The sequence below is a fragment of the Austwickia sp. genome, assembly GCA_016699675.1.
Classification (GTDB): domain Bacteria; phylum Actinomycetota; class Actinomycetes; order Actinomycetales; family Dermatophilaceae; genus Austwickia.
Window position 1 is genome coordinate 767102 of the sequence record CP064985.1, and the last position, 14539, is coordinate 781640.

The following is a 14539-nucleotide window of genomic DNA, read 5'->3' on the forward strand; positions in this document are numbered from 1 at the left end:
GAACTCGTCGGCCGGGCTGGGGCGTCTGAGGAATTCGTCGGTCGGGGCGAGGCATCGGGACGCCTGAAGGCACGCGGCGGCGCCGGCCTCGAGGAGCACCGGGCGGGATGCGGACTAAAAGCCGTGCGGCAGGGTCGTGGGCTGGCGCGCCGCCGCCTTCAGGGCCGCGAGCTTCTTGGCCTGGTCCTCGCTGAGCACGAACCGACCGCTGATCGCGGACCGCACGACAGGCTCCGTGGCGCCCTCGGCGTCGCCGTACGGTGTCGTGCCGTTGATCTTTCGCGCCCGCTTCGCCATCCCGGCCTCCTCCCGCGCCCTCATCCGGACCGTTGCCTCCGCCGCGCCGCGGCCACGGCGCCCCGCCGACCCAGCGCCGCCTCTCGGCGGGCCTCCGCCCGGGTCACGGTGTGCGCCTGGTACTTGGCCATCAGCCCTCCCAGGATCGCACGCTGACCCTGCACGGTCGAGGCGTCGAGCAACTCGGCGTACACGTCCGCGAACGTGTCTGGGTCCAGCTCGTCGATGTTCTTGTCCACCCAGTCGAACGTTTTCCACCACCGGTCGCTTCCGCGCTGTCGTGGACCGTGCGCCGATCGTTGATGTTCTTCTGCACCGCGACGAGCACGCCGAGCCCGGTCATCAGGCCGCCGAACCCCGCCGAGGTGACGAAACCCCCGAGCAGCAGCCGCGCCCACGTGAGGAAGTCGAGCAGTCCGTCCATGGTGGGGGCGTCACCTGGCCCAAGGCGGTACGTCGAGGCGGGCTCGCATGCCGCGAACGATAGCCCTTGGCCCCGACATAAGGTGGCTTCCGTGGCCAACCTTCGCGACCAGGGCTGGGCCCATTTCGACGCCATCGTCGCGGCCGCCCCGCTGCGCGACGCCAACCCCTGGCGCGCGTCGCGCCGGAATCCGGCCGATCCCCCGACGTACGAGCCCGACTACGACACCCTCGAGCTCCTGCTCGGCGTGCCCGTGCACCTCGGCGCGACCTCGCAGTCCGGCGTGCCCGCTCTGGCCCTCGATGTCTGGGTGGCGTACGAGTTCCGCCGCGCCGGGTTCGACCCCGACCGGGTCTGGCCCCGGGCCGAGCCGCCGCGGGTGCTGCCCGCGGAGGTCACCCTGTTCGTCGAGCGCCTGCCCCGCCGGGAACGCGCGGCGCTGTGGGCCTACATCGGTCGCGGGCACGGCGGCACGGGCACCGCGAACCTGCTGGGCAAGAACTACGTCAAGCAGGTCGACGTGGTGATGAGCTCGTGGGCCACCGGGCCCGAGCTGATGGTCTCGACCAAGCGGATGGACTCCTCGTTCGGCAAGAACGCCGCCAACCGCGTCGAGGAGAGCTACGGCGACGCGAAGAACCTGCGACTGCGGCATCCGCAGGCGGCGCTGGGCTTCGTGTACGCCCTGTCTGCCCTCGCCCTGAGCACCGAGGCCGAGGCGGCGGAGTGGCTGATCGACCTGCTCATCAAGCTCGGGCGGGAGGACGACGCGTACGACGCCGTCGCCCTGCTCCTGCCCGACCGCGCCGCCAGCCCGGGAGGGCCCGACGGCCAAGACGGTCAAGCCACGGCGGGTGGGCTGGCCGCGCCGGACGGACTGGCCGTGCAGGACGGGCAAGCCGAGCAAGCGGGTCTGGACGGGCGGGACGGCCCATCCGCGCGGGTCGATGTGGCGCCAGGCGATGCGGCTGATGAGCCGCCCGACGAGCCGGCGGGGCCCATCGAGGCCGGCGCGACGGCCGAATGGGGTTGGGACGCGGGCCAACCGCTGCTGCCCCTCCAGCTTCCCGACGACCTGTTCGGCGGCGCCGACGGCGCACCCGGGACGCCGAGCCTCGACGACGCCCAGCCACCCGTGGACCTGGCGCGGCTACCCCGGGTGCGGCTACTACGCGACCGGGTGCCCGCGGAGCTGGACCCCGGGCGCTTCTTCGCGGCCATGTGCGCGCGGGTGCTCGACAACTCCCCGGTCAACTTCCACCGACAGGCCAGGGAGCGGCGCAAGACGCCGAGGCCCGCGCCCTAACCCGGAGATTTCATGGTTAGTGTGGCCGGTAAACGCTGAAAGGTGCTCTTGACCTGGGAGAATATCGATTGCTGAGGTCGATATTGCCGGGTCGAAGGGAGCACCTTTCAGGTGAAGCACACTACCCGGATCTACCCCAGAATCAAGGTCGACGCGGCCACCGTTCCGGCGGTTGCCCAGGCCGGTGGGGCGCTGCTGGCCCAGACTGCGACAGTGTCGGGGCTGGCCGCGACGTTGAGCGCTGCGCTGACGCCGTGGCGTAAGTCGCTGGCCCGGCATGACCCGGCCAAGGTGCTGCTCGATCTGGCGATCTCGCTGGTCCTGGGTGGGGACGCCTGCCGTGATGTGGCGCTCATCCGCTCCGAGCCGGGCCTGTATGGCCTGGTGGCCTCTGATGCCACGATCTCGCGCACGATCGCGGCCCTGGCCGGCGACGTGGCCGCCGTGGAGAAAGCTGTGGCCACCGCTCGTACCGCGGCACGGGCGCACGTGTGGACCCTGGCCGGTCGGCACGCCCCCAACCAGCAGATGTCGGCCTCTCATGCGCTGGTCATCGACCTGGACGCCACGCTGATCACGGCCCACTCGGACAAGGAGGCCGCCGCGGCGACGTTCAAGAAGACCTTCGGATTCCACCCCCTGTGCGCCTTCGCCGACCACGGCCCACACGGCACCGGTGAATCCCTGGCGATGCTGCTGCGTCCCGGGAACGCCGGCTCTAACACCGCGACCGACCACGTCACCCTCACCAAGCAAGCCCTGACCGCCGTCCCGGGGATCAACCCGACCCGCCCGGGTAAGAAGGTCCTGATCCGCACCGATGGCGCTGGCGGCAGCAGGGAGTTCTTGGGGTTCCTGCACCGACGTGGCCTGTCGTACTCGATCGGGTACACCCTGCCCGCGATCACCCCGGAGCTGTATGCCCTCCTACCCGCCACCGCGTGGCAGGACCCCTACGACGCCGACGGCGCCCTGCGCGACGGCGCCGCCGTCGTGGAGTTCACCGACCTGCTCACCAGCACGAACCTCCTAAAGGGGTACCCGCCCGGGATGCGGGTGATCGTGCGTCGAGAGCGGCCCCACCCCGGCGCGCAACTACGGTTCAGCGACGTCGAAGGCTACCCCCTGTCTGTCAAGGTGCAGTGGGACAGCCGGTGGGTCCGGTTGTGTGGTGGTTGACGGGGCGAGAGAGCAGATGGATCGGTGACGATGAGTCAGGCGGATTGAACCGCCCCGGCATGTCCGGAGACTTACTGGTTTGACGGCTCCAGCTCTTGCTGGGCTTGGATTCGAGCGTAGTAGAGGTCCTCTGCCTCGACGGGCGGGATGTCGCCGCAGTACTCGTAGAGCCGGCGGTGGTTGAACCAGTCGATCCACTCGGCGGTCGCGTACTCGACGTCGTCGACGGACTTCCACGGCTTGCGCGGCTTGATGAGCTCGGTCTTGTACAGGCCGTTGACCGTCTCGGCCAGAGCATTGTCGAAGCTGTCACCGACGGTCCCGACCGAAGCGGCGATGCCCGCCTCGGCGAGCCGCTCGGTGTAGCGGATGCTGACGTACTGCGAACCGCGGTCGGTATGTGCCACAACGGAATCCAGCGATCGCCCGTCGCGTTGCCGAGCCCACACGGCCTGCTCGAGGGCGTCCAGGACCAGCTGGGCCGTCATCGATGTCCCGCATCGCCAGCCCAGGATCCGGCGGGCGTAGGCGTCGGTCACGAACGCGACGTACACCCACCCTGACCAGGTTGAGACGTACGTGATGTCGGCGACCCACAGCCGGTCCGGCGCGCTGGGGGCGAAATTGCGTCCGACCAGGTCGCGCGCCCGCTCCGCAGCGGGGTCGGCGATGGTGGTGCGCTTGACCTTCCCGCGGACCGCGCCGCTGAGTCCGTCGGCCTTCATGAGGCGTTCGACGGTGCACCGCGCGACCGGGATCTGCTCCCGGTTCAGCTGCAGCCAGACTTTGCGGGCGCCGTACACCCCGTAGTTGGCGGCATGCAGCCGCCGGATCTCACCGACCAGATAGAGGTCGCGCTGCTCGCGGGCAGTCGGGGACTTCCCGACGTGCTCGTAGTAGGTCGACGGGGCCACCGGTAGACCGTGCTCGGTGAGCACGGCACAGATGGGCTCGACACCCCAGCGCAGGCCACCGGGTTCACGGCGGTCGGCGTGCTCGCGGATGAAGTCCACGATCACCGGCAGGGCCGGTCGAGCTCGGCCGCGAAGAAAGCCGACGCCGCCTTCAAGATCGCGTTCGCCCGCCGGAGCTCGGCGACCTCCCGCTTCAACCGGCGGACCTGCTCCGACTCCTCCGTTGTGGTCCCCGGTCGGGCACCGGCGTCGACCTGCGCCTGACGGACCCACTTGCGGACCGTCTCCGGCGTCCCGACCCCGAGCAACTCGGCCACCCGCGACATCGCCGCCCACTCCGAGCCCTGATCCTCGGCGATCTCACCGACCATCCGCACCGCCCGCTCCTTCAGCTCAGGCGGGTACCGCTTGTGTGTGTCTCCTGGCATGACTCCAACCTTCCCAAGGTTCGAAGTCTCCGGACATGCCGGGGCGGTTCAGATCGGCCGGCGCGGTCTTCGCGGCGTAGGTTCACGGCGGCGTTTAAGGCGGCGGTGGTCCAGGAGTATGACGCGGCGGACGGTCCGGGGGCGCGGGGCGCGATTTTGCGTCGTGAGGGTTTGTATGACTCTCATGTGCAGAAGTGGCGCAAAGCGGTCGAGGAGGGCCGTTTGCGGGATACCCCGGTTGCGGGTCTGACCCCGAGCCGGGACCGTTCGCGGCAGGCCCAGTTAGAGGCCGAGAATGTGCGGTTGCAGGCCGAGTTGGACATGACGAAATCGATGTTGGAGGTCATGGGAAAGCACACGCGCTCTTGGAGACGGTGTCCAAGAGCGCGCCGGGAAAGCAGCAGTGACCGCGGTGCTGTGGCCCGCGTTCGAGGCGATCGAGGCCCTGGCCGGGACCAGCGCTGCGTCGGCGTTGACCGGGATTGCCCGCTCGAGTGTGTATCGGTGGCGGGCCCGGGACAGGAAACCGTTCGGACCGTCTCGGGCGCCCAAACCCAAGGTGATGCCCTCGGCGTTGAGCCCCGCTGAGACGGCTGCTGTGCTGGAGGTCCTCAACAGCGACCGGTTCGCCGATAAGGCCCCCGCGCAGGTGTGGGCCACGCTGCTGGACGAGGGCCGGTACCTGTGCTCGGTGGGGGTGTCAACTCTTCTGTGTAAGGGTCTTCGGGCCTGACACGAGAGGACGCAGTACGCGTGAGCATGATGGACGAGATGACGGCATCGACGAACGGCGCGGAGGCGACGGCGGCGATGGCCGAGGAGCTGGTGGCTTCTGGCGCCTTGGACGGGTTGTTCTCCCGGATCGATTCCGGTGAGGTGCAGCTGACCGGTGAGGGCGGGATGCTGCCGGCGATGATCAAGGCTGCGCTCGAGCGTGGCCTGCGGGCCGAGCTGACCGATCACCTGGGATACGACAAGGGCGACCCGGAGGCGAAACACTTCCCGAACTCGCGTAACGGCACGACGCCCAAGACGGTCTCGACCGAGGTCGGCGACGTCGCCCTGGAGGTGCCTCGGGACCGGGCGGGGACGTTCACCCCGATGCTGGTACCCAAGGGTGCGCGGCGCCTCGGCGGCCTCGACGACATGATCATCAGCTTGTATGCGGGTGGGATGACGGTCCGGGAGATCGCCCATCACCTCGCGGCCACGATCGGCACCGAGCTGTCCCACGAGACGATCAGCAACATCGTGGACGAGATCGCCGATGAGGTGATGGCCTGGCAGAACCGGCCGTTGGAGGCGTTCTACCCGGTCATCTACCTCGACGCGATCATCGTCAAGATCCGCGACGGCGCGCACGTGCGCAACAAGGCCGCGCACATCGCCGTGGGCGTGGACATGGACGGGATCAAGCACGTCCTGGGCATCTGGATCGAGAACACCGAGGGCGCGAAGTTCTGGGCCGGGGTCTGCGCCGAGCTCGCCAACCGCGGGGTCCGTGACGTGCTGATCGTGTGCTGCGACGGCCTCAAGGGCTTCCCCGAGGCGATCGAGGCGACCTGGCCGAACTCACTGGTCCAGACCTGCGTGGTCCACCTGATCCGCGCCGCGATGCGGTTCGTCTCCTACGGCGACCGCAAGGCCGTCGCCGCGCCCTGAAGCCGGTCTACACCGCCGCGAACGCCGAGGCCGCCCTGGACGCCCTGGGAGCGTTCGAGGCCAGCGAACTCGGCCGCAGATACCCCCACGCGGTCGCGACCTGGACCGGGGCCTGGGAGCGGTTCACCCCGTTCCTGGCGTTCCCGCCCGAGCTGCGGCGAGTGATCTACACGACGAACTCGATCGAGTCGCTGAACTACCAGCTGCGGAAGGTGACCAAGAACCGTGGTCACTTCCCCTCCGACGACGCCGCCCGCAAGCTGCTGTGGCTGGCGATCTGCAACATCGAGGACCGCCGCGCCCGCGAACGAGCCAAGGAACGCGGCAAGCCCGCGAACGAGCGCAAGGCCTCAGGCCGGCTCGTCGAGGGCCAGGTCACCACGAACTGGAAGCAAGCCCTCGCCCAGCTCGCCGTGGCCTACCCCGAACGCATCAACCCCTACCTGACCTACTGAAAGCCCGACCCGCTTACACAGAGAAGTTGACAGGCCCTGCTCGGTATCCACGATGTACCGAATCCTGCGTGCTCACCAGCAAGTTCGTGAGCGGCGGGCGGTCGCTTCCCACCCCTCGCGGGTCAAGCCGCAGCTGCTGGCTACCGGCCCCGATCAGGTGTTCAGCTGGGACATCACCAAACTCAAGGGCCCGAGCAAGGGGGGTGTACTACAGCGCGTACGTGATGATTGATATCTACTCCCGGAAAATCATTCACGTCGAAGTCCATACCCGTGAGGATAAGGTGTTGGCCCGCGACTTCATCGATGCCGCGATCCGCGCGAACCGCGGCGTCCTGCCTCGATACATTCATTCGGATAATGGCGGCCCGATGACCTCGGGCACCGTCGCGCAGCTCCTGTCGGCGCTGGATATCACCAGGTCGTTGTCGCGACCCAAGGTCAGTAACGACAATCCCTACTCCGAAGCGGCGTTTAAAACCCTCAAGTACTGTCCTGCCTTCCCCGACGACTTCGGGTCGCTGATCGACGCGCAAATATTCATGCGCGATTTCGCCGGCTACTACAACCAGCATCACCGGCATTGCGGGATCGGGCTGTACACCCCTTGTTCCGTCCATGACGGGACCTGGCGCGATCAACGCCGGACCCGTCAAGAGACCCTGGACGCGGCCTGGCGGGCCCGTCCCGACCGTTTCCCGGGCGGCCGCCCCCAGGCACCCAAGGTGCCGACCAAGGCCTGGATCAACCAGCCGCCAGCCAGCATCCAGACCAGCTCCGCTTCCCACACTTCCGAAGCGGCCTAAATGTCCCAAACACCTTGACACGTACCGACCGACTTACCGCATTTGTCACGAACACCACCCGCGGCAACTCGCCGACCTGGAACTACGCCACCGCCGCCGAGCCCGCTGCGAAGACCGGATCCGCATCGCCAAAGACTGCGGTCTGACGAACCTGCCCTTGCAGGGCTTCGACCAAAACCGGATCTGGCTCCTGATCGTCCAGATCGCAGGCGACCTGCTCACCTGGACCGCTCTGCTGGCCTACCCCGAGCACCAGGCCCGCCGGTGGGAACCCAAGACGCTGCGGCTGCGGCTCTTCACGATCGCCGCGACCCTGGCCCGCACGGCCCGACAGCGACTCCTGCACATCAAGACCACCGCGCCCTGGGCCGCGCTATTCACCACCGGCTGGGACCGCCTCACCGGCCTCGCACCCCCCTGACCAGCGCATACCCCCACCCCAACGACCCACAGCCCGTCATCGTCCGTGGAAGACGACGCCCACCGGAAACGACATCCCGGCCCGTTGTCACACCCACCCGCCACAATCAGACCCATCCAGGCGTTACCGACGGCCCGACCCCCACCAGCGACCCCCTATGCAACATCTGGGCTAACCCGCACGCCCGCGCCCTAACCCGCTGAGGCCCTCGCCCTAACCCGCTGAGGCCCTCGCCCTAACCCGCTGAGGCCCTCGCCCTAACCCGCTGAGGCCCTCGCCCTAACCCGCTGAGGCCCTCGCCCGCGCTCGCCGCCGGCCGTGCAGGGCCTCCCGCCCGCGCCGCATGGCCGCCAGGTCCTCGGGGCCGGGCGCGCCCACGCGCGCACCGCCACCGTCGTCCGGCCACAGGGCCGCATCGACCAGCTGCGCCGCCGCGAACACCGACCCGCGCCCCAGCAGCCCCGCAACCTCGCCGCGGACGGCGCGCAGCGCGCCGGCCCGCGCGGCCACGAGGTCCGGCGCCGGCATCGGCCACCGGTCCGCCTCGCGCGGCTCCAGCTTGAGCACGCCGCCGCCGTACGCGCGGCCCACCACCTCCGCGCCCAACAGCGTCACGCTGTTGAGGGCCGCCAACGGCAGGAGCTCCCGGCCCAGCGCGCGCAGCTCAACGCCCAAGCCGGAGCGCAAGTAGACCCCGTGCACCGAGTTCAGGTGGTGCACCCCCGCGGCGTTCTCGCACAGCCGCGCCGTGTCGGCGTTCATGTACGTCAGCAGGAGGTCGGCGGGCGGCAAGTACGGCGTCCGCCACCACGGGGTCCGCACCCGACACTTGTAGGCGGCGTCGACACCGGTGGCCTCCCCCGCCGCGATGTAGCGCCACGCCGCCCGGGACGGCTCGGCCCCCGGGCGGAACAGCCACGTCGCCTTGCCGTCGGCGTCGAGCTCCGCCAGACGATCGGTGGTGAGCGCCAGCCCTCGCAGGTGTCGGCTCCCGGGGGGCGACAGCCGGATCACGTCCCCTGGCGCCAACCCCGCCCGGCGTACCGCCGTCCCCGCCATCGCGAAGAACCGGTTGTTGCCGGTGACCATCCCCAGCGTCGTCTCGCCCCAGGCGAGCAGAGGAACCACGTCCGCGCAGGCGAGCGCCGTCCCATACGCCCGCGCCGCGTCCGCCGGCAGCAGGGCCCCCGACCAGCGCCCGTCGCCGACCGGGCTCCAGCGCCGGACGTCGCGGTCACCCAGCTCGGCCAGGGCCTCGGCGTTGCGCGCTTGCAGGAGTTCGCAGTGGTCGTTCGGCCCCAGCCCACGCCCCTCGGCGAGCACCAGCAGCACGTCCTCCTGGACCCCCGGGAAGACCCGCTCCGCGAACACGACGAGCCGCACCCGCGCGAAGGAGCGCATCAGGAAGTCGCGCACCGGCGCCGCGTAGTTGACCGTCAGCATCTCCGCGGGCAGCACCAGCCCCAACCGCCCTCCGGGCCGCACGTGCAGCGCGGCGTGCACCGTGAAGGCCGCCCAGCTGCTCGCCAGGGCCGTCAGCGCAACCCCCGCGCGCAGCGCCGCCCGCTGGGCCGCCGCCCGCGCGGGACCGGAAAACGCCTGGTACCGCACGTACGGCGGATTGCCGATCACCGCGTCGTACGCCGCCCGCGGCTCCCCGCGCAGGAAGTCCGCCACCGCGACGTCGGCGCGCAGCCCGGAAGCCCCGAGAACCGCCACGGCGGCCCGGGCCGACGGCTCGTGCAGCTCCACCCCCGCCAGCTGGGCAGCCAGGTCGCCCGACGCCCCCAGTGCGCCCAGCCGCTCCCCCGCGGCCAGCAGGAAGGCCGCCTCCCCGCACGACGGCTCGAAGACCCGGTCCCGCGGCGTCCGCACCGCCCACTGCGTGACGTAGCGCGCCACCGCCGGCGGGGTGAAGAACGCGCCCCGCGCCTTCCGGTGCTCCGGAGGATCGTGGGGGTGCGCGGCCATGACGTTCATCCTGCCCGAGGGCACCGACAACGCAGCGCAGCGAACCGGCGCGCCCCCGGCGGGCGCCCCCACTAGGCTCGGGAACCGTGGAATCGGGGCTGCTGAGGACGATCGCCGACCGGGTGTTGTGGCTCTCGACGGCCATCGTCGACGGCGCGAACCGCGGCGGCAAGCCGCCGTCGGGCGTCAAGACCGGTGGGCACCAGGCGAGTTCGGCCTCGATGGTCGACATCATGGTGGCGCTGTGGTTCACCGAGCTGCGGCGCGAGGACCGGGTGGCCGTCAAGCCGCACGCCTCCCCCGTCCTGCACGCGATCAACTACCTGCTCGGCGGCCTCGACCGGGAGGCCCTCGGCGGCTTCTGCGCGCTAGGCGGCTTGCAGAGCTACCCGAGCCGGCGCAAGGACCCCGACCGCGTCGACTTCTCCACCGGTTCGGTCGGCATCGGCGCCACGGCCCCGATCTGGGCCGCCCTCGCGCACCGCTACCTCACCAGCCGGTTCGACGACACGCCCCCCGCGGGACGGTTCATCAGCCTGCTTGGCAACGCGGAACTCGACGAGGGTGCCGTCTGGGAGGCCATCTGCGACCCGCAGACCGCCCAGCTCGGCGAGCTGCTCTGGATCGTCGACCTCAACCGCCAGTCGCTCGACCGAGTCGTGCCCGACGTCCAGATCCAGCGGCTGGAGCGGATGTTCGCCGCCGCCGGCTGGCAGGTGCTCACGACGACCTGGGGGCGGGAGCTGCAGCGCCGGTTCGCCGCGCCGGGCGGCGATGCCCTGCGCGAGCGGCTGACGGCAATGTCCAACGAGGAGTACCAGCGGCTCCTGCGCACCGACGACCCGCACGAGCTGGTGCGCCGTCTCCTGCGCGAGGACCCCACCCCCGGGCTGCGCGAGGCCGTCGACGCCGTCCCCGCGCAGGACTGGCCGCGGCTCCTGCGCGACCTCGGCGGGCACGACTTCGACGTGCTGCGCGAGGCGTTCGCGGCCGTCGACGACGCCCGACCCACCGTGATCTTCGCCTACACGATCAAGGGCCGCGGCCTGCCCACCGAGGGCCACCCCAACAACCACTCGGCCCTGCTCACCCCCGCGCAGGTCGACCTGCTCGCGGACCGACTCGGGATGGACGTCGACGACCCCTGGGTGCCGTTCCCGGCCGATTCCCCGCAGGCGCAGGCCTGCCAGGAGGTCGCGCGAGCGCTGGAGCGCCCGGATGGCCACGCCCAGCCGCCCGTACCGATCCCGCCGACGATGCCGCACGGGTACGCCGAGCGCACCTCCACCCAGGCCGTCCTCGGCCGCTTCCTGCGCGACCTGGCCCACGACTGCCCGGAGGCGGCCAGCCGGGTCGTCACCTGCTCCCCCGATGTCGCCTCCTCGACCAACCTCGGCGGCTGGATCAACCGCACCGGGGTATGGAGCTCGGTCGCGCGGCACGACTGGTTCGAGGACGACCGGCAGCGGCTGCTGCGCTGGGCGGAGGGCACCAACGGCCAGCACATCGAGCTGGGCATCGCCGAGGTCAACCTCGTCTCGCTGCTGGGCGAGCTCGGCGCCACCTGGTCCCGGTGGGGCCAGCGGCTCATCCCGATCGGCACGATCTACGACCCGTTCGTGGAGCGCGCGCTGGAGCCGTGGCGGTTCGGCATGTACGCCGGCGGCCAGTCCATCCTCATCGCCACCCCTTCGGGCGTCACCCTGGCCCCCGAGGGCGGCGCGCACCAGTCGATCATCACCCCCTCGATCGGCATCGGCCTGCCGGAATGCGTCGCCTGGGAGCCGGCCTTCGCCAAGGACCTGGATTGGACGCTGCTGGCGGCGATGGCGCGGGTGGGCGTGCCGGGCGGCACGTCGGCGTACTTCCGCCTCTCCACCCGCTCGATCGACCAGCAGCTGTGCCGCCTGCCCACCGACGCGACGCTGGTCGAGCGCCGGCGCCGGCACGCCGTCGAGGGCGGCTACCGCCTGACCGGCTCCCCCGGCCAGGACGAGGTCACCCTGGTCGGGATGGGCGCGGTCCTCCCGCAGGTGGTCGCGGCGGCCAAAGCTCACGACGTACGGCGTCGCCGCCGGCGTCATCTGCCTGACCAGCGCCGATCTGCTGCACCGGGATTGGCGCGGGGAGCCGAGCCCGCTGACCGGTACGCCGAGCGGGGTCGCCGACCGCCTGTTCCCCCGCGCCGCCGATCGACGCGGCGGGTGCCCGATCGTCAGCGTGGTCGACGGGCACCCGCACGCGCTGTCGTTCCTCGGCGCCATCCAGGGCGTGCCCTCGCGGAGCCTCGGCGTCACCACCTGGGGGCAGTCATCCGCCCTGGATGACGCCTACGCGCTGCACGGCATCGACGAATCAAGCATCGTCAACGCCGCCCTCGACCTGGCCGGCGGCCGCTGAGGCGCGGATCTCGGCCTTGATGGCCCGCACGGCCGCCGCCTGGTCGGGGTCGGCCTCGGCGAGCTGCGCCGGGGCCGCCTGGAGGCGATCCGTCGCCAAGAGCGTCATCAGCAGGTTGAACGCGTTGGCGCCCCCGCCCGACGTACCGCCGTTGGTCCCGGTCCCGTCGGCACCGCCGGTCGCGTGCGAACCGCCCATGTCGACGTACGTCGTGGGCACGATCGGGATCTTGGCGTGCTCGATCGCCGAGGCCAGCCGGCCGAGCACGGCTGGAGCTGCGGGCCGCCGTACGCGCGGACCTGCTCCTCGATGGCGATGGCCTTGCCGATGCCGACCCGGGCCTCCCGGTCGGCGTCCGCCTCGGCGGTGAGCCGGATCCTGGTCGCCTCGGAGTCGGCGAGCAGCTTGACCCGGTGCGCCTCACCCTCGGCAAGCAGCTTGACCTTCGTGGACTCACCGTCGGCCAGCCGCTTCGTGCGCTCCGCCTCCGCGCCGGCCAGGGTCTTGACGCGCTCGGCGTCCTGGTGCGCCTTCTGCAGCTCGGCGCGACCGCTGTTCTCGGAGATCTTGATGTTGATCTCCGACTGGGTCAGCGAGGTCTGCTGCTCGGCGATCGCCATCGCTTGCTTGAGTTCGCGCTCCTTGTCGGCCGCGATCTTCTGCCGCTCGAACGTTTCCAGCTTCTCGAACGCCACCTGCCGGTCGCGCAGCTGGGTGAGGATCGTCTCGATCCGGTCGTCGCCGGTGGCCGACCGCGGGTGCCGATCAGCACCTCCTCCAGCTCGATGTTGTAGTGGTCGAAGCGCTCCTTCATATCGATGCTCGCGCGCTCCTGGATGTCGGAGCGCTCCTGGATGAGCTGGATCAGGGTCTTGGTCTGGCCGATGTTCTTGAAGTACGCCGACACCATGGGGTCCAGGGTCTGGTTGACCAGCATCTTGATGTCCCCGAACCGCTGGATCACCAGCGGCGTCTGCCGGTAGTCGATGTGGATGACGCAGCTCAGCGGCAGCCGCGGCTCGAAGGCGTCCTTGGTGATCAGCTCGATCTCGGACAGGCTCTCGTCGTAGCCGTGCCGGCCCGACTCGGACTGGATCCACTTGAGGATGATGTTGGTGGTGGGCACCAGCGACACCGAACCCGCGTAGGTGTTGAACGCGTACTTGCCCGGCATCAGCGGCTCGGCCCACACGCCCCGGTGTCCGGCCGCGACCAGCTCGCCGTGCCGGTAGTCCTGCCCGGACAGGTCCTCGCCGACGCGACCGTGATAGCTGACCACCACTCCCACGAACCCCACCGGCACCGTGACCTTGGGGATGAACTCGATGGTGGCGAAGAGGCGGTTGATGAAGTACGTGCCCTCGGTGAGCACCTGGTATTGCCGGCCCCGATAGCCGCCCGCCCGCAGGAACGCCTCGGGGTCCTGGAAGTTGTTGTGATAGTCCGGGTCGTCGGCCTTGTCGCCGACCGCCGGGGCGATGATGTCGCCCGTGGGCAGGCTCGGGCCGTCGTTGACGGTGACGATGCCCGTGGAGTCGTCGGCGCCCTTGATGACGACCGGCCGGAACCCGTCGAGCGAGCCGAGGTGCTGCGCCATCGAGACGATGGTCTCCTGCTCGGCCTTGCTGCCCATCGGCAGGTAGTAGACCTGACCGGCCGTCATCACGACGAACTGGGCCAGGTTGAACGCGTACGTGCCTTCCCGCAGGATCTGGCGCTGCGGGCCGCGTTGGCCACCGCCGGCGATGAACGCCCCGACGTCCTCGAAGGTGTTGGCCGGCACGACCCGACCGAGGGTCTGCCCGGCGGGCAGCGGCGCACCGTCCCGGGGGAAGACGTAGCCGATCTTGCCCTGGCGATGGTGACCAGGGGCATGACGTGCACCTTGTACATCAGCGGGGTGCGCAGGTGCAGGCCGCCGCGCAGCACGTAGGGCTGGTAGCCGGCCTCCCCACCCAGCGAGATGATCGAATCCTTGAGGGAGCCCTTCGGGCTCCACCACTTCTCGACGACTCCCACCTTGTCGCTGGGGATGCGCCGGACTCCCGCGACCCAGGTCAGCAGGAGCAGCGCCGCGATGACGACCGCGGCGACGATGACGGCACTGAGCAGACCGCCCACCATATTCACGTCCTCGAAGAATGACGAGGGCGCCAACGCGGTCACCGCGCCATTGCACGCCCGTCGAGACGCCTTCACCGTACGCCGGGTGGGGGCGGGTTCGATACCGTCTGAAGACCAAATCGGCGGCGATTGAGCCGGGACCGCCCGGTTCT

11 protein-coding genes and 4 pseudogenes are annotated in these 14539 nt (G+C 70.3%); 8 read left to right on the forward strand and 7 right to left on the reverse strand.

Annotated features, from left to right (window positions below):
* Positions 1–114 precede the first annotated feature (114 nt).
* Both IPK37_03570 and IPK37_03575 read right to left on the reverse strand, forming a co-directional pair.
* On the reverse strand, positions 115–297 hold the full coding sequence (locus IPK37_03570; GenBank protein ID QQS01536.1) for a hypothetical protein: 183 nt from the start codon (positions 295–297) through the stop codon (positions 115–117).
* A 20-nt stretch (positions 298–317) separates the two neighbouring features.
* The gene (locus tag IPK37_03575; GenBank protein ID QQS01537.1) at positions 318–536 is read right to left on the reverse strand and encodes a hypothetical protein; all 219 of its coding nucleotides are present in this window, start codon (positions 534–536) and stop codon (positions 318–320) included.
* A gap of 276 nt (positions 537–812) precedes the next feature.
* On the opposite strand from IPK37_03575, the gene IPK37_03580 reads away from it, so the two are divergent.
* Both IPK37_03580 and IPK37_03585 read left to right on the forward strand, forming a co-directional pair.
* On the forward strand, positions 813–2027 hold the full coding sequence (locus tag IPK37_03580) for a hypothetical protein (protein ID QQS01538.1): 1215 nt from the start codon (positions 813–815) through the stop codon (positions 2025–2027).
* Positions 2028–2138: 111 nt separating this feature from the next.
* The gene (locus IPK37_03585) at positions 2139–3206 is read left to right on the forward strand and encodes a transposase (GenBank protein ID QQS01539.1); all 1068 of its coding nucleotides are present in this window, start codon (positions 2139–2141) and stop codon (positions 3204–3206) included.
* A gap of 71 nt (positions 3207–3277) precedes the next feature.
* On the opposite strand, the gene IPK37_03590 is transcribed toward IPK37_03585, so the two are convergent.
* Positions 3278–4548, reverse strand: a protein-coding gene (locus IPK37_03590) for an IS3 family transposase (GenBank protein ID QQS01540.1) whose coding sequence is annotated in 2 segments (ribosomal slippage) — positions 3278–4260 and positions 4260–4548 — 1272 coding nt in all. Because the reading frame shifts where the segments join, the coding sequence is not laid out codon by codon here.
* A 105-nt stretch (positions 4549–4653) separates the two neighbouring features.
* On the opposite strand from IPK37_03590, the gene IPK37_03595 reads away from it, so the two are divergent.
* From IPK37_03595 to IPK37_03615, 5 genes and pseudogenes are all read left to right on the forward strand, one after another.
* The gene (locus IPK37_03595) at positions 4654–5136 is read left to right on the forward strand and encodes a hypothetical protein (GenBank protein ID QQS01541.1); all 483 of its coding nucleotides are present in this window, start codon (positions 4654–4656) and stop codon (positions 5134–5136) included.
* Positions 5123–5281, forward strand: a complete 159-nt coding sequence (locus tag IPK37_03600; protein ID QQS01542.1) for a hypothetical protein — start codon at positions 5123–5125, stop codon at positions 5279–5281. The genes IPK37_03595 and IPK37_03600 overlap by 14 nt, the downstream gene beginning before the upstream one ends.
* Before the next feature lie 38 nt (positions 5282–5319).
* Positions 5320–6665, forward strand: a pseudogene (locus IPK37_03605) (IS256 family transposase).
* 203 nt (positions 6666–6868) lie between these two features.
* Positions 6869–7471, forward strand: a complete 603-nt coding sequence (locus IPK37_03610) for a transposase (GenBank protein ID QQS01543.1) — start codon at positions 6869–6871, stop codon at positions 7469–7471.
* A 29-nt stretch (positions 7472–7500) separates the two neighbouring features.
* A pseudogene (locus tag IPK37_03615) lies at positions 7501–7892 on the forward strand (transposase).
* A 279-nt stretch (positions 7893–8171) separates the two neighbouring features.
* On the opposite strand, the gene IPK37_03620 reads toward IPK37_03615, so the two are convergent.
* Positions 8172–9863 (reverse strand): SAM-dependent DNA methyltransferase, encoded by a 1692-nt coding sequence (locus tag IPK37_03620; protein ID QQS01544.1) that lies wholly within the window; start codon positions 9861–9863, stop codon positions 8172–8174.
* Between the two features lie 86 nt (positions 9864–9949).
* Here IPK37_03620 and IPK37_03625 point away from each other — a divergent pair.
* Positions 9950–12263: pseudogene (locus tag IPK37_03625) on the forward strand (pyruvate dehydrogenase).
* Here IPK37_03625 and IPK37_03630 read toward each other — a convergent pair.
* The 3 genes and pseudogenes from IPK37_03630 to IPK37_03640 all read right to left on the reverse strand — a co-directional run bounded on the left by IPK37_03630 (position 12219) and on the right by IPK37_03640 (position 14387).
* A complete protein-coding gene (locus tag IPK37_03630) occupies positions 12219–12371 on the reverse strand; it encodes a hypothetical protein (protein ID QQS01545.1) in 153 nt (50 codons plus the stop codon). The pseudogene IPK37_03625 and the gene IPK37_03630 sit on opposite strands and share 45 nt — an antisense overlap.
* Entirely contained in the window at positions 12371–12958 is a 588-nt protein-coding gene (locus IPK37_03635) for a hypothetical protein (GenBank protein ID QQS01546.1), read from the reverse strand. Before IPK37_03635 ends, IPK37_03630 begins: the two co-directional genes overlap by 1 nt.
* Positions 12853–14387: pseudogene (locus IPK37_03640) on the reverse strand (hypothetical protein). The gene IPK37_03635 and the pseudogene IPK37_03640 overlap by 106 nt, the downstream one beginning before the upstream one ends.
* Positions 14388–14539 lie beyond the last annotated feature (152 nt).